Origin of the sequence: Lysinibacillus sp. KU-BSD001 (assembly GCF_042920265.1) — a bacterium.
In the GTDB taxonomy this organism is placed as follows: Bacteria; Bacillota; Bacilli; order Bacillales_A; family Planococcaceae; genus Lysinibacillus_B.
In genome coordinates this window covers 133,426-157,812 of the sequence record NZ_JBDQZI010000009.1, presented here as the reverse complement: position 1 = coordinate 157,812, position 24,387 = coordinate 133,426, and the positions used below count along the sequence as shown (strand labels likewise).

22 protein-coding genes and 2 riboswitches are annotated in these 24,387 nt (G+C 39.3%); of the genes, 9 read left to right on the top strand and 13 right to left on the bottom strand.

Annotation, left to right across the window (positions count from 1 at the left end; genetic code table 11):
• The first annotated feature begins 127 nt into the window (after positions 1-127).
• The 4 genes from AAGS61_RS14105 to AAGS61_RS14090 all read left to right on the top strand — a co-directional run bounded on the left by AAGS61_RS14105 (position 128) and on the right by AAGS61_RS14090 (position 3,731).
• The gene (locus tag AAGS61_RS14105; protein WP_391373070.1) at positions 128-1,318 is read left to right on the top strand and encodes a YbfB/YjiJ family MFS transporter; all 1,191 of its coding nucleotides are present in this window, start codon (positions 128-130) and stop codon (positions 1,316-1,318) included.
• 156 nt (positions 1,319-1,474) lie between these two features.
• The gene (locus AAGS61_RS14100; RefSeq protein WP_391373067.1) at positions 1,475-2,662 is read left to right on the top strand and encodes an ornithine--oxo-acid transaminase; all 1,188 of its coding nucleotides are present in this window, start codon (positions 1,475-1,477) and stop codon (positions 2,660-2,662) included.
• Between the two features lie 81 nt (positions 2,663-2,743).
• Positions 2,744-3,295 carry a DUF1273 domain-containing protein gene (locus AAGS61_RS14095; RefSeq protein ID WP_391373064.1) on the top strand — a complete coding sequence of 184 codons (552 nt, stop codon included), beginning with the start codon at positions 2,744-2,746 and terminating at the stop codon, positions 3,293-3,295.
• A 124-nt stretch (positions 3,296-3,419) separates the two neighbouring features.
• The gene (locus AAGS61_RS14090; protein ID WP_391373061.1) at positions 3,420-3,731 is read left to right on the top strand and encodes a hypothetical protein; all 312 of its coding nucleotides are present in this window, start codon (positions 3,420-3,422) and stop codon (positions 3,729-3,731) included.
• A gap of 96 nt (positions 3,732-3,827) precedes the next feature.
• Here AAGS61_RS14090 and AAGS61_RS14085 read toward each other — a convergent pair whose 3' ends face one another.
• Both AAGS61_RS14085 and AAGS61_RS14080 read right to left on the bottom strand, forming a co-directional pair.
• Positions 3,828-4,052, bottom strand: coding sequence for a sulfurtransferase TusA family protein (locus tag AAGS61_RS14085; RefSeq protein WP_391373059.1), 225 nt, complete (start codon positions 4,050-4,052; stop codon positions 3,828-3,830).
• A 20-nt stretch (positions 4,053-4,072) separates the two neighbouring features.
• Positions 4,073-5,137, bottom strand: a complete 1,065-nt coding sequence (locus AAGS61_RS14080) for a YeeE/YedE thiosulfate transporter family protein (RefSeq protein WP_391373056.1) — start codon at positions 5,135-5,137, stop codon at positions 4,073-4,075.
• A gap of 376 nt (positions 5,138-5,513) precedes the next feature.
• Here AAGS61_RS14080 and fumC point away from each other — a divergent pair, with 376 nt between their 5' ends.
• A complete protein-coding gene (fumC, locus tag AAGS61_RS14075) occupies positions 5,514-6,905 on the top strand; it encodes a class II fumarate hydratase (protein WP_391373053.1) in 1,392 nt (463 codons plus the stop codon).
• Positions 6,906-7,019: 114 nt separating this feature from the next.
• On the opposite strand, the gene AAGS61_RS14070 is transcribed toward fumC, so the two are convergent.
• The gene (locus AAGS61_RS14070; protein WP_391373050.1) at positions 7,020-9,242 is read right to left on the bottom strand and encodes a YcdB/YcdC domain-containing protein; all 2,223 of its coding nucleotides are present in this window, start codon (positions 9,240-9,242) and stop codon (positions 7,020-7,022) included.
• Positions 9,243-9,444: 202 nt separating this feature from the next.
• On the opposite strand from AAGS61_RS14070, the gene AAGS61_RS14065 reads away from it, so the two are divergent.
• Positions 9,445-10,824, top strand: a complete 1,380-nt coding sequence (locus AAGS61_RS14065; protein ID WP_391373048.1) for an S-layer homology domain-containing protein — start codon at positions 9,445-9,447, stop codon at positions 10,822-10,824.
• Positions 10,825-10,912: 88 nt separating this feature from the next.
• Here AAGS61_RS14065 and AAGS61_RS14060 read toward each other — a convergent pair whose 3' ends face one another.
• The 7 genes from AAGS61_RS14060 to AAGS61_RS14030 form a co-directional block, all read right to left on the bottom strand.
• Positions 10,913-11,854 (bottom strand): ring-cleaving dioxygenase, encoded by a 942-nt coding sequence (locus AAGS61_RS14060; RefSeq protein ID WP_391373045.1) that lies wholly within the window; start codon positions 11,852-11,854, stop codon positions 10,913-10,915.
• Between the two features lie 15 nt (positions 11,855-11,869).
• Positions 11,870-12,487, bottom strand: coding sequence for a nitroreductase family protein (locus AAGS61_RS14055; RefSeq protein ID WP_391373043.1), 618 nt, complete (start codon positions 12,485-12,487; stop codon positions 11,870-11,872).
• A gap of 208 nt (positions 12,488-12,695) precedes the next feature.
• The gene (locus AAGS61_RS14050) at positions 12,696-12,887 is read right to left on the bottom strand and encodes an ABC transporter permease (RefSeq protein WP_391373040.1); all 192 of its coding nucleotides are present in this window, start codon (positions 12,885-12,887) and stop codon (positions 12,696-12,698) included.
• Between the two features lie 691 nt (positions 12,888-13,578).
• Positions 13,579-14,895 carry a nucleobase:cation symporter-2 family protein gene (locus tag AAGS61_RS14045; protein WP_391373037.1) on the bottom strand — a complete coding sequence of 439 codons (1,317 nt, stop codon included), beginning with the start codon at positions 14,893-14,895 and terminating at the stop codon, positions 13,579-13,581.
• Complete coding sequence (locus AAGS61_RS14040; protein WP_391373034.1) at positions 14,895-15,479, bottom strand: xanthine phosphoribosyltransferase; 585 nt, start codon at positions 15,477-15,479, stop codon at positions 14,895-14,897. The genes AAGS61_RS14045 and AAGS61_RS14040 overlap by 1 nt, the downstream gene beginning before the upstream one ends.
• A gap of 135 nt (positions 15,480-15,614) precedes the next feature.
• Positions 15,615-15,716, bottom strand: a riboswitch (purine riboswitch).
• 146 nt (positions 15,717-15,862) lie between these two features.
• The gene (locus tag AAGS61_RS14035) at positions 15,863-16,543 is read right to left on the bottom strand and encodes a hypothetical protein (RefSeq protein ID WP_391373031.1); all 681 of its coding nucleotides are present in this window, start codon (positions 16,541-16,543) and stop codon (positions 15,863-15,865) included.
• A gap of 182 nt (positions 16,544-16,725) precedes the next feature.
• Positions 16,726-18,180, bottom strand: coding sequence for an amino acid permease (locus AAGS61_RS14030; protein ID WP_391373028.1), 1,455 nt, complete (start codon positions 18,178-18,180; stop codon positions 16,726-16,728).
• Between the two features lie 130 nt (positions 18,181-18,310).
• Positions 18,311-18,486, bottom strand: a riboswitch (Lysine riboswitch).
• Positions 18,487-18,626: 140 nt separating this feature from the next.
• Here AAGS61_RS14030 and AAGS61_RS14025 point away from each other — a divergent pair.
• The 3 genes from AAGS61_RS14025 (at position 18,627) to AAGS61_RS14015 (ending at position 21,451) form a co-directional block, all read left to right on the top strand.
• Complete coding sequence (locus AAGS61_RS14025) at positions 18,627-19,832, top strand: CynX/NimT family MFS transporter (RefSeq protein WP_391373025.1); 1,206 nt, start codon at positions 18,627-18,629, stop codon at positions 19,830-19,832.
• A 58-nt stretch (positions 19,833-19,890) separates the two neighbouring features.
• Positions 19,891-20,445, top strand: coding sequence for a restriction endonuclease (locus AAGS61_RS14020; RefSeq protein ID WP_391373022.1), 555 nt, complete (start codon positions 19,891-19,893; stop codon positions 20,443-20,445).
• A gap of 160 nt (positions 20,446-20,605) precedes the next feature.
• Positions 20,606-21,451 carry a hypothetical protein gene (locus AAGS61_RS14015; protein ID WP_391373020.1) on the top strand — a complete coding sequence of 282 codons (846 nt, stop codon included), beginning with the start codon at positions 20,606-20,608 and terminating at the stop codon, positions 21,449-21,451.
• 64 nt (positions 21,452-21,515) lie between these two features.
• On the opposite strand, the gene cntE is transcribed toward AAGS61_RS14015, so the two are convergent.
• The 3 genes from cntE to AAGS61_RS14000 are packed head-to-tail and all read right to left on the bottom strand — an operon-like array spanning position 21,516 to position 24,384.
• Positions 21,516-22,709, bottom strand: a complete 1,194-nt coding sequence (gene cntE / locus AAGS61_RS14010; protein WP_391373017.1) for a staphylopine family metallophore export MFS transporter CntE — start codon at positions 22,707-22,709, stop codon at positions 21,516-21,518.
• On the bottom strand, positions 22,706-23,518 hold the full coding sequence (locus AAGS61_RS14005; protein ID WP_391373014.1) for an ABC transporter ATP-binding protein: 813 nt from the start codon (positions 23,516-23,518) through the stop codon (positions 22,706-22,708). The genes cntE and AAGS61_RS14005 overlap by 4 nt, the downstream gene beginning before the upstream one ends.
• The gene (locus AAGS61_RS14000) at positions 23,515-24,384 is read right to left on the bottom strand and encodes an ABC transporter ATP-binding protein (protein ID WP_391373011.1); all 870 of its coding nucleotides are present in this window, start codon (positions 24,382-24,384) and stop codon (positions 23,515-23,517) included. The genes AAGS61_RS14005 and AAGS61_RS14000 overlap by 4 nt, the downstream gene beginning before the upstream one ends.
• Positions 24,385-24,387: the final 3 nt, after the last annotated feature.

Below are 24,387 nucleotides of genomic sequence, written 5' to 3'. Positions count from 1 at the left end.
TCCCCTCTCCATTCATCATTCTTCTGTTCTGTATTTTACCTCATTTCTATTAAAATAATAGCATGACATTCCTATATACCATTTTTTATCAGAATGTTATGATTAATCCATTAAGGGGGGATGTATTGTGAATCGTCAACATGCAGGGGTATTATTTGGGGGAATTTTACTTCTTGTTGTAGCAATGGGCATTAGCCGATTTGCCTTCACACCATTACTACCATTTATGCGAGCAGATGAGGGCTTATCGTTCCAAACAGGCGGCTGGCTCGCTTCAAGTAATTATGTCGGCTATTTTGTCGGGTCACTTGGTGCAGGGTTTATTTATAAACGCAAAAAGTTTTTTCTATTAAGCAATGTTTTATTAAATGTTGTCTCTATTATTGGGATGGGACTCACTCACGCTTATGTATTATGGATTGTTTTGCGATTTATCGCAGGGGTAACAGGTGGATTTATTTTCGTGTTAACTTCTAGTATTATTATGGATTATTTAGCTAAACATCTTCTTACACGCTGGTCTGGCTATGTGTTTAGTGGCATCGGGATTGGGATTGCTATTTCCGGTTTATGTGTCCCCTTTTTAGAAGTCCACTTTATGTGGGAAGGGACTTGGATAGGGCTTGGGCTTTTATCTACACTATTTGTCCTGCTGACGCTTGCCTTATGGAGACATATTGTCGTCCATGATGGTGAACGTGTTGCGAAAACAAATGATACAAATATTTGGCGAGGATTTATGCCCTGGCTCATTATTGCATATGGTTTAGAAGGACTTGGCTATATCATTACAGGGACATTTTTAGTGGACATCGTATATAACATCGAAAATTTACAAGCGTATGCCAGCTACACCTGGGTGGTCGTTGGCATTGCCGCAGCGCCCTCTGCTCCTTTCTGGATGGCGATGATGTCGCGCTTTAAGCCTGTACACGTGATGTTTGTTGCTTACATATTGCAAGTGTTTGGTATTATTTTACCTGTATTATCGCAGACCGTATGGAGTGTACTATTATCTGCCTTTTTATTCGGTTGTACATTCGTTGGACTCGTAACACTGTCGACAGGATATGGGCGCCAACTATTCCCACGTCAAAGTAACTTTGTTGTCTCCATGTTGACTACATTTTACGCCTTCGGACAAATTATTGGACCGATTATCGCAAGCCGCTTAGAAGTATATTTTTCGAGTTTTAAAGCGCCTTTACTATTTGCTGGTAGTATTGTTTTTTGTGCATTTGTTATTTTAGTGAGCGGGTATGTGCTGACACATCAGACACAGAAGGTACAAGTAAAGAGCATCAAATCACCTTCCTAATAGCTTTTACTAGTACTTCCTTCCAAAATCAGCTTAAAATGAGCGGGTACTTAAATGTATACTTGCGATGTTTTTGAAAAAACAAATAGTTATTAGCGAAAAAAGTAGGCCTCGTGTCTACTTTTTTCGTATGATAAGAGTACAAAGGGAGGCATGATGATGGATACAAAAACAATTATTGCTCAAACAGAAGCGTTTGGGGCAAATAACTACCATCCCCTACCAATCGTTATTTCTGACGCTCTTGGTGTGTGGGTGTATGATCCAGAAGGCAATAAATATTTAGATATGCTTTCGGCTTACTCAGCTGTCAATCAAGGGCACCGGCATCCGAAAATTATCGAAGCCTTAAAAGCACAAGCTGACCGCGTTACATTAATATCCCGCGCATTCCATTCAGAAAATTTAGGTGCATGGTACGAAAAGGTTGCCCAATTAACCAATAAAGACATGGTCTTGCCAATGAATACAGGTGCTGAAGCGGTGGAAACAGCGATTAAAACCGCACGTCGCTGGGCATATGATGTAAAAAAGATTACCGGAGAAGCAGAAATTATTTGCTGCGAGGGAAATTTCCACGGGCGTACAATGGCAGCTATTTCGATGTCTTCAGAACAGGCGTATCAGCGCGGCTTCACCCCTTTGTTACCTGGCTTTAAAACGGTTCCTTATGGTAATATGGAGGCCATTCGTCAAGCCCTTTCAAAAAATACGGCCGCTGTCATTTTAGAGCCGATTCAAGGAGAAGCAGGCATTGTCATTCCTCCTAAAGGATTCTTACAAGAGGTTTTAAAATTATGTCAAGATAATAATATATTAATGATTGCGGACGAAATTCAAACAGGGCTAGGTCGTACAGGCAAAATGTTCGCCTGCGATTGGGAAAATGTCGTGCCAGACATCTATATACTCGGTAAAGCACTTGGCGGTGGTGTGATGCCGATTTCATGCGTAGCCGCAAACCGCGCTATTTTAGGTGTTTTTAATCCTGGCTCACATGGCTCCACATTCGGTGGGAACCCACTCGCTTGTGCCGTATCGATTGCTGCACTGGATGTATTGATAGATGAAGAGCTTACTACACGTTCCGTTGAGCTTGGTACTTACTTCATGGAAAAGCTTAGTAACATTCAACATCCTGCAATCAAAGAAATACGTGGTCGTGGATTATTCATCGGCCTCGAATTACATGAAGCGGCTCGCCCCTATTGTGAAAAACTAAAGAATGTCGGTTTATTATGTAAAGAAACACATGATAACGTTATTCGTTTTGCTCCCCCACTCACGATTTCACAACAAGAATTAGACTGGGCAATCGAGCGAATCAAAGAAGTATTTGCATAATCATCCCATCATGCCTCAGGAGCCGCTCGCCCTGAGGCATCACTACTATGTATACTACGGACGAAAAAGGAGTCGAAATCGATGAAGACCATTTATGTAACAGGCTACCGGGCACATGAACTCGGTATTTTTAATGATAAACATCCCGGCATTGCCGTTATTAAAAAGGCACTATATGATCAACTTTATCAACTTTGTGATGAAGGATTGGAATGGGTTGTTATTAGCGGGCAGCTTGGCGTAGAAGCTTGGGCAGCCGAAACAGTGATCGAATTAAAAGAGCATTTCCCCGAACTTAAATATTCCATGATTACTCCCTTTCTAGAACAAGAGAAAAATTGGAATGAACAAAAGCAAGCTCAGTATATACATATTTTAAATCACGCAAATTTCGTGACGAGTGTAACAAAACGCCCTTATGAGGCACCTTGGCAATTTATCGAAAAAGATAAATTTATTATTCAGAATACAGACGGCATATTACTTGTTTACGATGAGGATAATGAAGCTTCACCTAAATATGTACTCAAACTAGTTGAAAAGTATATGGAAAATAACGACTACGAACTACTACGTATTACTGCCTACGATTTACAGATTGTTGCCGAGGAATTACAACGTTCTGACTGGTAATTTTGTTAATTTAAAGAAAATTCTCTAAAATCAGAATGTTTAAGGTACAAAAAGTAGGCCGTCTTTGCTATAATGAAATTGTAGTAAGTTAGTTTTTCTAACATAAGAGAGGAGTGTTACATGAATGGATACAATTAAAATGGTCGTAGAGCAAAAACCGATTAATATTTTGCACCACACGTACAATCGTGAGTGCCGTTACACACGTGGGTTGCATATTCCAATCGAGGATTTCCAACATATTATCAACCGTATGTGTCCAGATACAAAAACGTATTTCGAGTTTCATAATGTCGCAACGAAAATGGAACGTGGCGAATACTTAAATGGGTATGCAGGTTTAGCCCGCAATATCGTGAACTACTACAAAACTGAGAAAGGTGCCGAAGTAGCAGGCCTAAACGATGGACGTGACTTCTACGTTAAAATCGTTTAGAGGAACATACAATTGGAAACCAAAACAAACACCGCCACTAGGAGCAAGCAAACAGCAAGCAACTATAATGGCGGTGTTATTTATTTTCACATACGATTATTTTTTCTTAATCGTAATCGTCCAAGCCGCTTCGCCTACTTGCTCAAAGTTTGTTACTTCATGCCCTGCCTCTGCAGCCCACCGTGGGATTGATTCTGTTCCTTGTGTACAATCGAACTCCACAATTAACTCGTCACCTGAATGGATTTCTTCAATTGCTTGTTTTGCTTCTACTAAAGGAAATGGACAAACCATTCCCATCACTGCCAATTTCTTTTGCATATACACTCTCTCCTTCTATCTTAAGCTGTTACCGTTTGTGTACGAGTAGCCTGTACTTTTTTACGTGGACGAACAAATACAAAATAAGATGCTGTCCATGTTCCTAAAATCATGAATAACAATGAAATCCAGCCAGACCATGTCATCATCGCTGTCATCACAAGTCCATTTCCGATTGAACAGCCGCCTGCTAAACTTGCACCGAAGCCCATCATTAAACCACCTGAGAAACTATTCAGGCCTGTTTTGACATCCGGCATACGGAAACGGAACTCCCCTGCCATTTTCGCTGCAAACATAGAACCAAGCAGTATACCTAAAACTAAGAACACGCCCCAGTTAATAAATGTTAAATCACCTGTTACAAAGAACTGTAGAAGATTGGCAGAAGGTGACGTAATCCCTAAACCACCGATACGACCAGTCGCAACTGATAACGGCCATGCAATCGTTGCAATCACACCGATCACTGCGGCTGTCACAAATGGATTCCAACGTTTCTCAAAGAAAATATGTGCTAACCCTGTTTTCTTTGGCTTTAATGAAGGAATCTTTACTTTCGGCTTTTTCAACTCACGGTACACAATGAATGCTACAATAGCGACTAAAATGCTGATGAAAACCCATGGGCTTACACCAAATGTTGCAGCCATCGAGTTATTACCTACTTCATAAGACTTTAATTCTTCACTGATTGGTGCCAATGGACCTGTACGCATCATGGCTGCTACTAACATATACCCCGCAAGTGCAATCCAGCTACCAATTAAACCTTCTCCAGCGCGATACCAAGTACCTGTTGCACAACCACCAGCAAAAATAATACCAATTCCAAAAATAAAAGAACCTATAATGACTGCCAATATAGAAATAGTCCCTGCTGAAAATTCAAAAACACCTAAACTAATGAATGTATAGACACCTACACTTTGTACGGCAATTGCAATTAATAAGGCATAAAACATACGATTATCCTTCGCAATATACATATCGCGGAAGCCGCCTGTTAAACAAAAGCGTCCACGTTGCATCACAAATCCAAGCAAAGCACCACATAACAAACCTGTAAGAAGACCTAAAGACATATCGTGTAACCTCCTTTAATACTTAGTAAATTTATAGGTTTATATTATATTAACAAATTACCTACCGCAATAATCCTTAATACCTATTTATTTACTAGGTTTTAATTTCAGAAAAATGAAGGCTTCTCTAGCTGTACAGCTCTGAGGTAAATATCTATATTCATCTCGTCTTGACTTTTGTATTGATAAAGATTATCATTATCAATATAGTTGTTAAGTATTTCATTTTTGAGTCGAAACGTATCCCCCAGAATCGTTTCGTATCCTCCCTTCCAATTTTTCATATGATAAAGGCAATGACAAACTTTTAAAGAGTTTGTCATTTTCCCTGTATGGGGAATACTCATTACATACACATAAAAAGGAGCGAATAGTTATGGAATTCCGTATTGAAAAAGACACAATGGGTGAAATTCAAGTCCCTGCTGATAAATTATGGAAGGCACAAACACAACGTAGCTTACAAAACTTTAAAATTGGTACTGAAAAAATGCCAATCGAAGTTATTCGTGCATTCGCCATTTTGAAAAGATCAGCGGCTATCGCAAACCAAAAGCTTGGCAAGTTATCTGATGTAAAAACAAATGCTATCGTAGCGGCAGCTGATGAAATTTTAGCAGGAAAGCTCGATGATCAATTCCCTCTTGTTGTATGGCAAACGGGCTCTGGTACACAGTCAAATATGAATGTCAACGAGGTTATCTCTTTCCGCGCAAACCAACTGCTAGAGAAGCAAGGCACGGAAGAGCGTGTCCATCCAAATGATGATGTAAACAAATCGCAAAGTTCAAACGATACATTCCCTACGGCGCTACATGTTGCGGCAGTTTTAGCAGTGGAAAATTATGTATTACCGAAATTAAACGTTTTAAAAGCAACACTTCAAGCAAAAACAGAAGCATTTAACAACATCATTAAAATTGGCCGTACACACTTACAAGATGCAACACCACTTACGCTAGGTCAAGAAATTTCAGGCTGGGCACATATGCTCGTCAAATCTGAAAAGATGATCCAAGTCACAACTGAATTTATGAAAGAGCTAGCCATTGGTGGTACAGCGGTTGGTACAGGGATTAATGCCCACCCTAAATTTGGTGAAATGGTAGCGACGGAAATTGCAGCATATACAGGCAAACACTTTGTGACAGCTGAAAATAAATTCCATGCTTTAACATCACACGACGAAATTACAACAGCTCACGGTGCGTTAAAAGCATTAGCTGCTGATTTAATGAAAATTGCAAATGACGTACGTTGGCTAGCATCTGGTCCTCGCTCTGGTATCGGGGAAATTACGATTCCTGAAAACGAACCAGGCTCATCCATCATGCCCGGGAAAGTAAACCCCACACAATCAGAAGCAATGACGATGGTGGCATGCCAAGTATTTGGTAATGATGCGACAATTGGCTTTGCAGCATCACAAGGGAATTTTGAATTAAATGTCTTTAAACCCGTCATTATCTACAACTTCTTACAATCCGCTCGCCTGCTTGCCGATGCGATGCAAAGCTTTAACGACAACTGTGCGGTCGGTATCGAACCAAATCAAGAAATATTAGATGCAAACTTACGTAATTCATTAATGCTTGTAACCGCGTTAAATCCGTATATCGGTTACGAAAAAGCAGCTGAAATTGCAAAAAAAGCACATAAAGAAGGCACTACATTAAAAGAAGCGGCACTTGCTACTGGCTACTTAACAGAAGCACAATACGATGAATACGTTGATCCAAAAACGATGATTTATCCAAATGCGGAGTAAGTAGTAAGCGGATTTTCTTCTTAGAAGGACATACAAACGACGCCCCTCACCTAAAAATGGTAAGGGGCGTCGTTTTATCTACTGTTATTCGTTAAAAATTGTTAATTTTAAACATTACCAATGATTAATATTTTGCTCATTCATCTTATGTGCTAAGCGAAGTGTCATTTTCGCTAATTCTGCATACGTCACATCGCTTTTCGGTTTCCATTTACCATTCTCTTCCTCTAGTAGGCCCATAGCAGATGCTAATGCCACATAGCCGCGCATTTCCTTCGTCACTTGTGAAGCATCACTATAATTGAGCTGATAAATATCGCTATATTGTGCCGCTCCATTCCATTTTAATAAGCTTACTGCCCATTTAGCTAATTCTTCACGTGAAAGTGGCGCATCCGCATTAAATGTTTGATCCTCTGCATTCAGTAGGCCGATCGATAATGCACGTGTTACAACTGGGTATAACTCATGATCAGGTGAAATATTTGTGAAAGACTCTGTTGCTTCCTCTTCACCATAGAAACTATAGTACATATGTGTTACTGACTTCACTAACACTTGTAATGCTTCCCCTTTTGTAATCGCCGCATCTGGGTTGAATGCATCGTCTACTTGTAGGGCACCCGTACGAATTAAATAATTTAACTCCTCAGCAGCTGTCGGATGCTCAATTGTTGTTTTATCCTTGCTTGTTGCTTCATATAACCATTCGCCTGTTTTCGCATCAATGTAATTGAATTGGCTTTCTTTAAACTTTGGTTGGTATGCTAAGCTATAATGTTGTTCGTTTTCAACATTTGGAATATTCACATATTGTAATTCTACTTTTAATTGGTCTTTTAAAAGCTTTGTCGCTTCCTGTTTTGTTAAAATTCCTTCGGCTACAGGCCATGCAAGTTGATCATACGCCATTACAGATAACGCCTGTAATTCCCCTGTTTCGCTTATACCTACATGAATTTGATCCCCGATGACTGTTAAACCATTGACGATGCGCGGGAATGTAAAGTAATAACTATCCGTTTCACTGAAATAAGGTTCCACGTTTACTGGTAATGCATAGTTACTTGCGTAAGAAGGTATCCATTCTTTAATATAAGCAACCGCTTTGTCTAATGCTTGTTGCTGTGTTAATGCTGGCGCTTTGTCCTCATCTTCCGCTACTTCTAAAAGTTGATTTTTAATATCATGATACTCAATCACTTCACCTGTTGCTTTATCAATCATTAGTGAAGTACCTGTACCGCCATGCTTATATTCATACATATAGTTAATATAATATACTTCTTTACCATTCCAATTTTCCATTTCTTGAATAGAATCAATTTTTAATTCTATACCCTTTTGATTCGTTGCAAGGAGCTTCATCGCCAACTCTTGTGCTTGTTCTGCTGTAATGCCCGGTTGCTTCGGCGCTAAAGGCTGTTCTACAATCGGTGTCACCTCTTGTTGTTTTGGTAATGTAGCAGATAGTCCATCTGCTGTAATCCACTCACCTGTTAAAGCATGTACACCTGATGTCACTTGGCTGTTTGGTTGATAGACAAGCTTTACATTTTGTTCCCCCGTCTGGTAATTAGTATCAACCATATACGAAAGTTGAGCTGTTACAGCATTTCGAATACGCTTCGCCATGTCTGATTCACTTTGCTTTTTAGATGGGGCATCGTACGTAAAGTCACCTTTTTTAGCTTGTCCCTTATGGAAGGTCGTAACCGTTCCATCACCTAATACCGCTACACTAATATTTTGATCCGCTAACGGTACACCTGATTTTGTCACATTATACGTGAAGTAGTATTGAACTGGCTCTGTTAAAAGCGGGGAATAGAACTCATAGTAACCAAAGGCATCTGATGCAAGTTTGTATTCCGTCGTTTGATCAAACTTTTTAATAAATTCATTGGCAATTTTTTCTGCTTCTTCTTTTGAATATTTAGGTGGGAACAATACCTCTGCATAGTTTGCTGGTTGATAATAGAAACCCTCAAGCTCCAAGCTTTCTCCAGCAAATGTTACACTCCCATGTTCATAACGATTGTCAATCTTTTTAGAGAAGCTCAACTCATATCGTAATGTCTCGTCCCCTGAGTAGTAATGTCCCGTACTCATATGAAAATCTTTTTCCGCTACATTTGTAAACTCATTTGGAAATAACTCTCTAAATCGTTTGATTAAATCATTTTTTGTCACTACCGCATTCGTTTGTGCCACTTGAATTGGCAATGTGTCCGGACGTTCATTCGCGAACGTTGAAGCACTGGCAACTGGCGCTAATAAACCAACTGATAATGCCGTTGCTGATAATAATGTCCCAACTTTTTTAAATGTAACCATTCTTCATCCCCCTATCTATTTTCGTGCAGAAACCTCCACATCTACATATACGTATTTCGAAAACAAAAGTTTCATATATATGTAAAAATGTAACTTATTAACTATACTTTTAATAAATAAATATTTTTAAAAATTTAAACAGATTTTAATAATGGTTCTTTAATCTATTTTTATATGTTGAACTATGTTAGGAGGATAAAACATGAAAAAGTGGATAGTAACAGTCGTCTTAGGGTTAACCTTGTTCTTTGTACCGCAGCTTTCAAGCGCTAAAACGTTTATAGATGTAACGAGCAATAACCCGTACTATGATATGCTGGATCATTTATCGGATGACGGCATTATTAGCGGTTATGGTGATGGTCAGTTTAAGCCAGATGCTACGATGACACGGGCACATATGGCAGTCATGATTACACGTGCATATGAGTTAGAGGATGTACGTCCAGCAGTGAACTTCTTAGATGTACCGCCAACACATCCTTATTACGAGGCGATTACAAAGCTTTATACAGCTGGCATTATTGATGGATCAAACGGTAAGTTCCGTCCAGATGAGCCATTGACACGTGCTCAATTAGCGAAAGTATTAACAAACGTTTTAGGACTTGAAGAAACACAAACAACTGCATTTCAAGATGTCCCTGTACACGATTCGTTTAATGGCTTTATTGGCGCATTAGTCGAAGCAGGTATTACAACAGGTTACGGCAATGAAACATTCCGCCCAAACGCACTCGTTACACGTCAACACTTTGCTGTATTCATCTATCGTGCATTATATAACGAGGAAGAAACAGGAAGCGAAGACGAAGCTGAAATTGAAGAAGATCGCTTGCCTATTTCACCAGTCGGAACGGAAGCAATGCAAGCATACTTAGATCAATTGCATTCGATTGAAACAGAATACGGTCTGTTTTATGCTTCACCATCGATTAGTGATGCGTATTTAACAGCCTATGCTGAGGCGTTCACAGGAGAAGAAGTACATGATTTCGCCGCGCTTTTCGATGTAGTAGTAGATGAAAAACCAGTATTTTTAGTTTTAGCATTTGAGGAAGATATTGAACAGTACAGCAATTACGGCGATGTTGAAGGATTAGACGATGCCATGGGTTGGGTAAACTTTGAAGAAAATGTCATCGTCTTAACGACAAACCTACAAGAAGAAGAGGAGTATGTAAATCTTGAACTATTAGGACACGAATACTTCCACTGGGTTGTATCTAACTTCTATGAAGTATCCTTTACAACGGGTTGGGTAGAAGAAGCATTAGCTGAAAATATTGGCTATACGATGCAAGATAATAAAGACCACTTTGTACAAACTGATAAATTCAAGGAATACATTGAATATTTACTGGAAATTGAACAATTTGGTGATATAACCGAGTCCTATAGTGCTGAATCCGTTGTTGCATTTGCACTACTGGAATCTCAATTTGGTATGGATAAAATAGAAGAGTTTATTCTATTAATCCCACAATTTGAGGATGATGAAGAAGCATTTATACAAGTATTTAACATGTCCTACGAAGATTTATATGCATATATCGAAGCGTATTTAGATGCATTAGTGTAAGCTAAAAACATAACTACTACGTATTTAGATAGGGCTTGTGCTAAAAGCGAAGCATATGCTTACTTTTAAGTACAGCCCTTCTCTCTGTTTAGTTATTTGCCTTGACTACACGTACTTGTATTGAAGGTAGGTTGCTTTCTAATTGCGCTCGCATATGCTCGTATTGTGGTGGCAACATCAGCTGGCTGCCCATTACTTGGGGTATTTCATCCATTGCAAAGCCTGGTGAATCTGTTGCGATTTCAAATAAAATCCCACCCGGCTCACGGAAATAGATGGCCTCAAAATAATGGCGGTCTTTCACATCTGTTACATGTAGCCCTTTATTCATCACATGTTCCTGCCATTGCAAGTGCTCTGTTTGATTTTTGGCACGCCAAGCAATATGATGCACGGTCCCTGGCCCCATTGCGCCGCGACGACCAGGGACTATTTTTAAATCAATGATATTCCCAATCGTAGCAGGTGCTTTATACCTCACATAATCCCCTTCACGTGCGACCAGTTCTAATCCCATGACATTTGTTAATACATCAGCGGTTTGCTGTGGACTACTTGAATATAAAGTGGCACCTCCAAATCCTTTGATTGCCACATCAGATGTCACCTCACCAAATGCCCATTTGCTATTTTCCCCTTCTTTTCGTGCAACTAGCTCGATCTGTAGCCCGTGCGGATCATCAAACTGAACATATTCCTCACCGAAACGCTCTACCTTTATAAATGGAACAGCCAATTTCTCAAGTCGTGCGATCCAAAAAGGCAAAGCTCCCTCTGGTACAACATACGATGTAACACCCACTTGGCCATCTCCAATACGCCCACGGAAATCACTTGGCCACGGGAAAAACGTCATAATTGTTCCTGGTGATCCTGCTTCATCTCCAAAATAAAGATGATACGTACCAGGGTCATCAAAATTTACTGTCTTTTTCACTAGACGTAACCCTAAAATGCCAGCATAAAAATCTACATTTTCTTGTGGGTCCCCAATGATAGCTGAAATATGGTGAATGCCTGCTGTTTGCATTATTTTTCCTCCCACTTAAATAAATGTGACAAACTCATTTACCGGTTTTCGGTAGCCACGTAAATTTCGGCTTTGTTCTTTTTCTTTCCCAATGGTGATCATCATAACAATTTCATGCGTTACTGGAATGGATAAAATTTCGCGTACTTTTTGTTGATTAAACCCAATCATCGGACATGTATCCCAACCTCTATTTTTTGCAGCTAGCATAAATAGCATCGCCGAAAGAGATGCATTACGAATCGCATCTTCCTTCATAAATTCCTCACCACGCTCTTCGTAAAATGCAGCATTATCCGCTACTAATTGCGTCAGCTGACAGTCATTAATAACACCTAAGTTCTTTAACCCTTCATTTAGTCGTGCAGTTTGCTTATATGCATAACGGTCAGCTGTTACAACAATGGCACCTGCTGCTGAATGGACTTTATATTGCCCATATGCTGCTTCACGTAATTGTTCTTTTAACTCTGGATTTAAAACCGTAATATATTCAGCATGCTGCAAATTAAACGCAGACGGTGCTAGCTTTACATCATCAAAAATCGGTTTTAAATCTTGCGGTGTGACTGTAACCCCTTCTATAAAATTATTGGCTGAGCGTCTTTTTTCAATGAGTTTTGTAAATTCCATATGTAAGCCCCCATTATTGATTATAATTTTATCTCGATTTTAAATATCTTTAATTCGAGATAAATATACCACTAAGGAACGGCCATGTCAAACAACAGTAGATAAACGTCTTATAAACATAACAAGGCGCTGCTCTTATTTCTATGCTTGAGCAGCGCCTTTAGTCAAATGTGTCTTGATCGTCGTATGTTTCGATTGTTTTTTCCAATTATTGTGCCTCCTGTAAGATCGTTTTATTGTTCTCAAGAAGCTGAATCATCAACTGAAGAATCTTTTCCTCCATTCTTGGTGATGAATTGACCTCTTTTGCAATAATACGTTTTAAATCTAAAATTGTTTGAACTTCGAGCATGTGCTTTTCTGCTAATTTGAAAGCCTGCTCTAACTGACCGGTCACCATGGGCAACTCTCCTTTTCAAAATGTATTCAGTACTATTATATCAAATAACTCGCAGAGAATTCACATAATTTAGCGAAAAATTTATTGTAAATTTTTTTAATAACTTAAAACCTTAGAAAAAATCTACATTTGCACACTTTAAACAAATATTTTTTACAATATTTACATTTTAAAAATAGCTAAAAACAATACTTCTCCACTATTTTAGTATATGCATATTATTTCAATTTGTTCCCAAAATAACTTATCAAATGTATTCAATAGTGAAAACATATACTATCGGTTTACGCCACGCATGTTGATTTACCTCTTATGGTTAAAGAGAACATTAGAATACGTTGATTTCCGCTACGGCTGACTCGCTTTCCGCAGGCACGGCTTCAACTAATTTCTTTCGACTAATGCCGAAAGAAATGGATTTTCAGCTCGGGGCAACATGATGTTGCTCACAAAGGCGTTGCCACAGGACGTGGCGACTTTAGCCTTTGATCTTTTTCCTGCTGGAGTCGAGTCGCCTCCGCTCCAATCAACGGGCAAGCGCCTTTTTATTAATCATTTCACTAAAAAGCACGCTCCTAATCTACCAGTATTTGTATAGCCAACACATCTGGGTTTACGCATATACTATATTTTCTATTCCCATTTTGGAAGAGAAAAAACAAACGCTCCTCATTACGAGGAGCGTCCTATATTATCGTTTCACTGTATCTGATTGACTCATTGTATTTAACTGTGTTTCCGTTTTCGAACGACCAATCATATTAAACACAATATTTAATGCAATCGCTGTAATTGAACCTGTTACGATACCGTTTGCGAATAAAATCGATAATGTTTCTGGTAAGTTTTTGAATACTTCAGGAACAATCGATACACCAACCCCTAAACCAACAGCACATGCCACGATTAACGCATTTTCCATTGATTTATTGATTTCTGGTGCTAACATTTTCATCCCTTGTGTAATGACTGTACCGAACATCGCAATCATCGCTGCCCCAAGTACAGGTGTTGGAATGATTTGTGTTAAGGCTGCTGCTTTTGGTAAGAAGCCTAGCACCACAAGCATACCACCTGTAATGAAGATGACTTTACGTTCTTTTACACCTGTGATTTGGACTAAGCCTACGTTTTGCGAGTACGTTGTGTAAGGGAAAGCGTTAAAAATACCACCGATAATGGAAGCTAAACCTTCTGCACGATATCCTTTCGCTAAGTCCTTTGAACCGATTGGCTTTTTACAAATATCACTTAATGCATGGTATACACCTGTTGATTCTACTAATGATACCATCGCTACTAATGTCATCGTAATGATTGGTTCTAAATGGAATTCTGGCGCCCCAAAGTAGAATGGCTGCACCATGTGTAACCAGCCTGCTTCTTTTACCGGTGTAAAATCAACGACACCTAAAATCATGCCTAGCACCGTACCAACGATAATCCCCATTAAAATGGAGATGGCACGCATAAAGCCTGTTGTAAAGCGATAAATCACAATGATCGTGATTAATGCTGTAAATCCTAATAGTAAGTTTGTTGTTGAACCGAAATCTGGTGCATCTGCTACACCACCACCAAAGTTTGTAATCGCCGTTGGTAATAATGAAATCCCGATAATGGATACGACTGAACCTGTAACAACCGGTGGGAAGAATTTCACTAGCTTACCGAAGAAGCCTGAAATTAATACAATAATAGCACCTGAAGCAATAATCGCTCCGTAAATGGCACCGATGCCAGCTGAATGTCCAATTGTAATAATCGGTGTTAACGCAGTAAATGTACACCCAAGCACTACTGGTAAACCAATCCCAACAAATTTACCGCTCCATACTTGTAAAAGTGTTGCTATCCCACACATTAAAATATCAATCGCTACTAAATATGTCATTTGCTCTGTATTAAAACCAAGAGCACCACCGATAATGAGCGGCACTAAAATGGCGCCGGCATACATCGCAAGTAAATGCTGAATACCAAAAGTAATCGCTTTTGCATTATTCATTAAAATTCACCGTTTTCGAAGAACTCTACCTTCCCGTTTGCAAGTGATTTAATGCGTGCTAGCGATTCAATACGTACGCCTTGTTCACGTAGCATTTTACCACCATCTTGGAATCCTTTTTCAATCACAATCCCTACACCAACAACATGTGCACCAGCTTGCTCGGCAATATCTAGCAATCCTTTTACAGCTTCCCCATTCGCTAGGAAGTCGTCAATAATGATGACATTATCATCCGCACATAAAAAGTTTTTCGATACTGAAATGTCGTTCGTCTCATTTTTTGTAAAGGAATGGACCTTTGCTGAATATAAATTATCTGTTAATGTGAGTGATTTACGTTTACGTGCAAAGACAACTGGCGCACCAATTGTTAATCCTAAAAATGTTGCCGGAGCAATCCCTGAAGATTCAATTGTTAATACTTTTGTAATTACTTCCTCCGCATAAAGGTTAGCGAACTCCTCACCAATTGCTTTCATTAAAAGCGGATCGATTTGATGATTTAAAAATGAATCTACTTTTAACACCGTATCTGATAATACTTTACCTTCTTGCTCAATTTTATCTTTTAACAGCTTCACAGCTACCCGTTCCTCCCTAAACAAAATACTTTACTCAAATAAAAAAACTCGAATAGTCCTTTCCCTATGTGGAAACAAGACTTTCGAGTGTACGTCAAAAGTATACAAATAAAATGGTCAATACTAGACATTCTATTCATAAAACTTGCTTCTCATAGTCAACTAATTTACGGTTAGTCGGTAGAAACTTGCGAGCCCTATTCCCGCTATTATATGAGTAAAATGATTTAGTTAAAATTTAAGAATGTCACAATTATAATCACGTTATTTTTGAAATGCAATGCTAACTTTAATAATAAAACGATTTCGATTATTCGGAATTTACTTTCAAAAATCAAAGGTAGTATTATCGATCGTTCGTTTTCTAGGTTGTTTTCTGTATTTTATGACAAAATTCGCCTTACTTCATTTTTAAATAATGTAAAGACCTCTCCTGTTTTACCATAATAACTTAAGCTACGGCAAGCAAATACTTTTATTTTTCGCTCATTCGTAACAAATAGCTCTGCAAATGCCCCTACGTCTTCAAGGTCTTGCACTTTTTCAATATGCGCATAGTGGTCGATGAGTGAATCAGCAAATCGTTGGCGGAACTGCCGTAACGCATCTGCGCCATGTAAAATTAGTACCTTCGGCTGGAATTCCGCTAATACTTGACCGAATACATCGTATCCTTTTTCATAGTCCTCCGATAAAACCTTGCTATACTCTTTTAAATGTTTAGCAGATTCCGCCATGAGTGCTGTGATCGTTGTATTGACAGCTCTTTCACCACATTCCTCTTTTAGCCAGTGCATAAAAGCCGCAATGCCCTTATTTTCACGCGACTGCATCTGCTCACCATAAATCAGCTCAAAAAGCGTTGCATCAACAAGTGCTTCCATATACTCAAATTGTTGAAACTCACCACTTACTTCAAGCTTTGGATGTGGAAAAGCGCCCACTACAAAGACACGGGATTTATAGGGGTTACCATCTACTAAAAAAGGTCGAAAAGCAACACCGTTATTATTCGAGCTAATCCATTCATTCATTTTTCGTTGAAATCCAATTGATACACTCATTTCTTCACCCTCTTAACGTTATGTAATATCTGTTACTAGTAGAAAAAACTCACTATATATCATTCTATATTTTTTCAAAAAGTTAGTATTCATTATAACAGGTTCTTACAATCATAAAAGTAGCGAGATACTCTATTTTACATAACAAAACGGCTCGCCATATGGGAGCCGTTTCTATGTCATTAATAATCTAAATCACACTTTTCTAGTGGGACGATTTTTGTTTTATGTTTCATTTTATAACCTAACCATAACAACGCAAATAGTGGAAGTCCGATGTACGATACTAATACACCGTACCAGTCAATCGTACCGCCTGTGAAAGCTGTATAGTTTTGACCAATAATGACAATCATACAGACAACAAAAGCAAATAGCGGACCAAATGGATACCATGGTGATACGTAAGGTAAATCTTTAAGATCGCGCCCTTGCGCAACATACGCTTTACGGAAACGATAGTGACTAATCGCAATCCCTACCCATGCAATAAAGCCCGACATCCCCGATGCGTTCAATAACCAAATATACACTACACCATCCCCAAAGAATGATGCTAAAAACGATAGAGAGCCAATCGCTAATGTTGCGAGCAACGCATAAATTGGAATGCCACGTGTGTTCACTTTTGCAAAGAATTTTGGTGCCTTTCCGTCAACAGCTAATTGATATAGCATACGGCTTGCAGCATACAGACCCGAGTTACCTGCTGACAGCATCGCCGTTAAAATAATCGCATTCATCACAGAAGCAGCAAATGCCACCCCTAATTGGTCGAACACAATCGTAAATGGACTCATCGCAATATCATCCGATAATAGACGCGTATCTGTATATGGAATTAATAAACCAATCGCACCAATGGCAAAAATATAGAATAATAAAATACGCCAAAACACAGAACGAACTGCTTTTGGGATATTTTTTCCTGGATCATCTGTTTCACCAGCAGTTACACCTAGCATTTCTGTGCCCTGGAATGAGAAACCTGCTGCTAAGAAAATACCAAACATCGCCATAAAGCCACCATTAAACGGCGCTTCCTCTACAAAGAAATTAGATAACCCAACTGGATCATTGCCACCTAAAATACCAAAAATCATTAAGAAGCTGACAATGATAAAAATAATAACAGTCGCTACTTTAATCATAGCAAACCAGTATTCACTCTCACCATACGCTTTAACAGATAATAAGTTAAACGATAATACAACCACAATAAATAAAACTGTCCACAGGAGCGAAGAACTATCTGGGAACCAGTATTTCATAATAATAGATACAGCGGCAATTTCAGCGGCAATCGTAATCGCCCAGTTATACCAATAGTTCCAACCTAGCGCAAAGCCAAATGCTGGGTCAACAAAACGCGTTGCATACGTACTAAACGAACCAGATGTTGGCATAAAAGCAGCCATTTCTCCAAGACTCGTCATTAAGAAATACACCATCACGCCGATTAGCGCATAGGCAAGTAGTGCACCACCAGGGCCAGCAGCTGAGATAGCCGAACCAGATGCTAAAAATAGCCCTGTTCCAATTGTACCGCCTAACGAAATCATGGTGATATGACGACTTTTTAGGCTACGCTTCAGCTCAGACTTATTGCCAAGCTGATCAATTTGAATATTACTCATACATATAAAACTCCTCATTTTTTTTGTTGATTGTATTTCGGTTTCGAGGCTTGAGCATTTAAAAAATTTATTTTTCAAACAAAAAACCGCCATAAAAAGTTATGACGGTATCCGAAATACCTCATCAACTTGAAACGATAGCTCACCCACGCAAAACGCGGCAGTTCTGTCCCTTTTCGAGTACAGCCCCAGCATAGTACCTGAAGAGCGATACTATACTTCGGCAACTGTTCCTTTCATAAAGCTTCACGGATTCTCCCAATCTCAGCTATACTAGTCATAACAGTCGCGACCTCTACCCCACTTTTCACATGAGGCAAAAAATATTAAATTAGAATATGTACATGAGTCTAACATAGCATTTTTTTGTTATCAATCGTTTCGGTACTTTTCTTTATTTTCCAACATTTCAAAACAGTCAAACATTATTTTAAGGAGTTTTCATCATGGCGAAGTCATCTAACTACCAAAGCAAAAAAATACAATTAAATCGGAAAGTCATTCTATTTTCTTTATCCATTATTCTATTTGCAATGACCCTTCGAACACCACTTACCGTTGTAGGACCCATTACATCATTCATTCGGGACGGATTAGGCATTTCAAATGTGCTTGCCGGCTTCTTAACGACTATTCCATTACTCGCATTCGCGGTTGTTTCACCTTTCGCACCAAGGATTGCGCAACGTTTCGGCATGGAATGGACGCTATTCTATTCGCTCTTACTATTAGTAGCTGGGATTGTTTTACGCTCACTTGGCACAACCTCTCTTTTACTACTAGGAACAGTACTGATTGGGATCGCGATTTCATTTGGTAATGTACTTATTCCAAGCTTCTTTAAAATGCGTTACCCACTGCATATCGGGATTTTAACGGGGATTTATACGGTTTCGATGAATTTATCAAGTGGTTTTGCCGCAGGAATTAGCTATTCTGTTGCGACAGCGACAAACTGGCAAATGGCTTTAGGGATTGCCATTCTTGCTGCCATTATTGGCATCATTTTTTGGATTCCACAGCTTCGCGAGGAAAAGGTGGCATTAACAGGCTCTACATCGAAAGGAAATGGTTGGGGGATGCTGATCCGTTCTCCGATTGCATTAGCAGTTATGGTTGCGATGGGGATGCAATCATTTCTGTTTTATACAATGGCGGCATGGATTCCAGAAATTTATATCGCACAAGGCATTGATGCAAATCATGCAGGATGGCTTATTTCCATTATGCAGTTTGGTCAAATTCCTATGACCTTTTTAACACCGATTGTAGCCGCAAAAATGACAAATCAACGCCCGATTGTACTTATGTTTTCTGCCTTTTATTTGCTCGGCTTTACGGGCGTGTTAATGGAATGGACAAACTATGCCTTTCTTTGGATGATCTTTTTAGGCTTCGCAGGTGGTGCATCGTTTAGTTTATCGATGATGTTCTTTACCCTTCGTACTACAACGGCTTACGAAGCGGCTGAACTTTCAGGGTTTGCGCAATCGATTGGTTACTTACTAGCAGCCATCGGTCCGACATGTTTCGGGCTGCTTCACGATGTAACTGACAACTGGTTCGTGCCGAATATTATTTTCATTGTGATAGCCATTTCTTTAGCAGTTGCGGCATATATTGCAAGTAGCAACCGAACGATTCACGATTAATACAAACATACGTACTCATTTATGATATAATCATTCATTATATCTAAAGGAGAAAAGTATGTTTCGGAAACGTCGAAAAAAGAAGAAAAAACGCATTCCACTCATGCGGTTGCTGCCATTTTTAATAGCGGGAGGCATCGGCTGGTACTATATAGAAACCGTTAAAGGATTTGGTGTCGGTGTTGGTGCATATGCATTATTATGGCTCGGTTTGAAAACGTGGCTACGCTCACATGAATCCTCACGCTTACGTAAAGCCGGCATTGCAGAAGTCGATCAAATGACGGGCGAAGCATTCGAGCGTTTCCTTGGCGAGTTATTTAAACGCCGTGGTTTTAAAGTATCGTATACGGCGACAAGTGGTGACTATGGCGCGGATTTAGTTTTAAAAGATGGGAAAGATGTCATCGTCGTCCAAGCAAAGCGCTATTCAAGCTCCGTCGGCGTCAAAGCCGTGCAAGAAATTATCGGTGCCATTAAAATGTATAATGCAACAGAAGCATGGGTTGTCACAAATAGTTACTTTACAAAACAGGCGGTGAAGCTGGCCAATATTAATGACGTCTACTTAATCGACCGTAAAAAGCTAATCGACATGATTTTGGATAAATAATAAAAAGTAGTATCTCTTAAATAGAGGTACTGCTTTTTCATTTGTCGGAAAGAAACATACGACCGCCCTCCCTCAAGCAAAATATTACAACTTTTCGCAAAGACGTATTAATATTGACATTCGTATCAATACTAGTTTGTAAAATTTGAGGAGGATTTCAATGGGGCTAACAATACGAATGGACTATGCGATTAATCTTCTTCGCACAGCAGAATATGCAGAAGCAAAAATCGTGTTTAATCAACTATTAAAAATATATACGTCACAGGCACAAACAGAAAATAGTGGTCTTTGTTTATATCAGCTCGCTACGATTGCTTATATGCGCGGGGAAATGCAACAGTTTCAGACTCTTTTTACTCGCTACGAGAAACGAATTCATGAGACAAGCCAACCACAGCTACAAGCACATTATTCTATACTGAGAGGTCTTACACAACTAGCCGACCAAAATTATGAACAAGCGATTCAAGCGTTTACAAATGCTTTACCAATTGCAGAACAGTCTAAATTAGCAGATGAAAAAATAATCGCCTTACTACATATTCAAAAATGTCATATTGCCTTGCAGCATTTCGAACCGTCACTTGAAATGAGTGATACTTACTGGGAAAAATACGCCGATATCATTACATTCGCGCCTGTATTACATCTCTATTACATGTTAAACCGAGCAGAGACGCTTCTAGCACTGCATCGTCTTAAAGAAACAAATGCGCTTCTCCAAAAATGCGAACAGCAGGCCGACTTAGGAAGTATGCCAAAAGAACATATAAAGACACTTGTACTACGTGCCTATTACTATATGGAAAAAAAGGAACTTAACTATGCCATGGATGCTTTGCAGCAAGCACTAATCGTCGCAAAAGAAATAGAGGATATGCAGCTGTTACATGAACTGTACGAGGCACTCGTAAAAAATTGTGAAATGCGAGGTAAAACAAAACTTGCCCTGCAATTTGCGAAAAAGCAGTTACAGCTGCAACAGGAACTTGTAAAGAAATGAACTTGTACACCTTTCTTCCCCATACGTACATACGGGGAAGATTGCATGTACTAGCATAATGCTATTAATTAATCGAGACTTGTTTAATATTAGCGTTCACTTTTTGTGCCGTAAAATTATAAAGTAACGCCACAACACCAAGTAACGAGCACGTCGCAAACATCATTTCGTATGAAACGAATTGTACGATAAAGCCCATGACCATACCGCCCATTGAAAAGCCTAAGTCATACGAAGCTAAAAATAGCCCTAATAAAATATGACGTTGTGCATCTGGTACAACAAATGAAATATATGTCGTTAATGTCGGGTATAGCATGGCGGTAGCAATACCATTAAAAATGGCGCTAATATAAATAAACGAACCAATCATCGGCAACAAGGCTAGTAAACTCGTCCCAATAATAGAGCTTACTAAAACAAGCGCAATAAATTTCGGATGCCACTTGCCATCTGACGGAATGTGCTTACGGAAAAAGAAGCGGCTTCCTACAACAACGATTGCTTGTAAAAATAAATAAAGTGCGGCATTCCCCGTTCCTGTTGTGACAAAATAGAGCGGTAAAAAGGCGGTAATTGCCCCAAAAATACTGGCACCGATTAACATGACACCTGAAGACACAACAAGTCCGTTATGTTGCCGCGCTACCTTCATCGCCGCAAACATTTCCTTAAACGTAAACGACGCATTGTCCTTTTTTGTTTTTGGGAGTGGTGATTTGATGAAAAACAGGAGCGGGAAAAAAGCTAAAGCCGCTACTAATAATAACAACCACATCATGTCCCCCTGATACCATAAAAACAGCGCTAATGCTGGACCATATAGCCCTGGTAATACCGTTGATAACGAATACATCGCCATCCCTTGTCCGCGGTCCTCGTCCCGCAGTACTTCCGTAATCCCAATTTGCATCGCCATCGAGAAAAATGCTGTTACAAAACCTTGTAAAATACGGACAGCATATAAGCTATCGACACCTAACCATATGTATAATAATAAAGCACCGGCATGACCAACTAATAACCATTTCATAATGGTGAATACGCTATGCTTAGCAACCATTTGCCCTGCCCACGGACGTAAAACCATACAAATGAACATATACATGCCCATCATAATCCCAATTTCCGCTTCTGGCATCCCATGGTCCTTCGCCTGTAATGGGAAAATAACGGTTAACACGGAATTGGCTGTAAAGTAAAACATCGCAAGCCCATACATTTGAAGCATGCTAATGGATAACGGGCTTTTCTTCACGATACGCGACCTCCCACCTCTGCTAAATAATTGTGAATACAGTCAATGGATAATTGAGCATTGAGCAAAGCCTTACTTGCTTCATGTTGGACAGAAGCTAAATCACAAGCCGCTACTTGCTCCACAATTTGTCCTTGATGCATAATCGCTACTTCATCGGCAAATAATTTCACCGCATGTAGATCATGTGTAATAAAAAAGTATGTTAAACGAAGCTCTTGTTGTAATCGTTTCAGTAGCTGTAAAATACTAATTTGCACTAAAATATCTAAGCTATTAATGGATTCATCCAACACAATGAGCTTTGGCTTTGTCGAAATGGCACGTGCAATCGTAATACGCTGTAATTGCCCGCCGCTAAATTGATGCGGATATTTCAGCATATCCTCTTTTTTTAGCCCGACCATCTCAAGCAATTCACCGACGATTTGCTCGATCTCAGCTTTTGTTAACTTTTGATGCACACAAAGTGGTTCAGCAATAATATCTCGGATTTTCATTTTCGGATTTACGGCACTATGGCAATCTTGAAACACCACCTGTAACGCATGTTGCAGGAAGCGACGTTCACTGCTAGTTGCTTGGTGAATATCTATATGTTGGAAATAAATCGATCCACTATCAGGCTTTTCAATACCTAATAGCATTTTGCCAAGCGTACTTTTCCCTGAGCCACTTTGTCCAACTAATGCAAAGCAACAGCCTTCTTCAATTGTCAGCGATACATCCTTTACTGCTTGAATGTGGTGTGGCTTTTTAAATAAGGCTTTTTTAGTATAGCATTTTGACACTTGCTCAATTGTAATCACGCGCTTCCCTCCATTCGAACCCAATGACCTGGATCACATTGCATTAATTCACCTGTAATTTCTTCATCAAAACGGTCGATTAAATCCGCTAATTGACTATGCTCATCTCGTGCTGCAACAAGTCGTTGCGAGTAACGGTGACGTGGATGCTGTAAAATATGGCTAGTTGGTCCCTTTTCTACAATAACCCCGTGACGCATCACAATAATTTCCTCAGCTAAATTAGCAATGACACCTAAATCATGTGAGACAATGAGCATGGACATCTCTGTCGTAGCATGTAATTGTTTTAACTCTTTTAAAATTTCAAGCTGTGTCGTCGTATCAAGTGCTGTCGTCGGCTCATCCGCTAATAATAGAGACGGATTTAAACTCGCCGCAATCGCAATCATGACACGCTGCAGCATACCCCCGCTCAACTCATGTGGATATTTCTTTAATATATTTTCATCAAATAATTGAAACCTTTTCAGCTGCTCCTTTGCATGCGCAGTCGCCTGTTTTTTTGTTATTTTTCGATGTGCTTGAATTGTCTCTGTAAAATGTTCACCAATCGTAACAATGGGATTAAACATCGCCATCGGATTTTGCATAATGAGTGCCATTTCGTTCCCGCGTAGTTTCCGCATTTCTTTTTCAGACAGCTCAACTAAAGACATGCCATTAAAAGAAAGGTTGCCTGTTACTGTTCGTTTTTCGCGAAATAATTGCATAATCGTTGTACATAATACAGATTTTCCACTGCCACTTTCCCCGATAATACCGACTACCTTTCCTTTCGGTATAGAGAAGCTGATGTTGTGCAGCACATGCTTTTCGACATGACCATTTCGCAATGTAACATTTAAATTTTCAACGGCTAACATGTT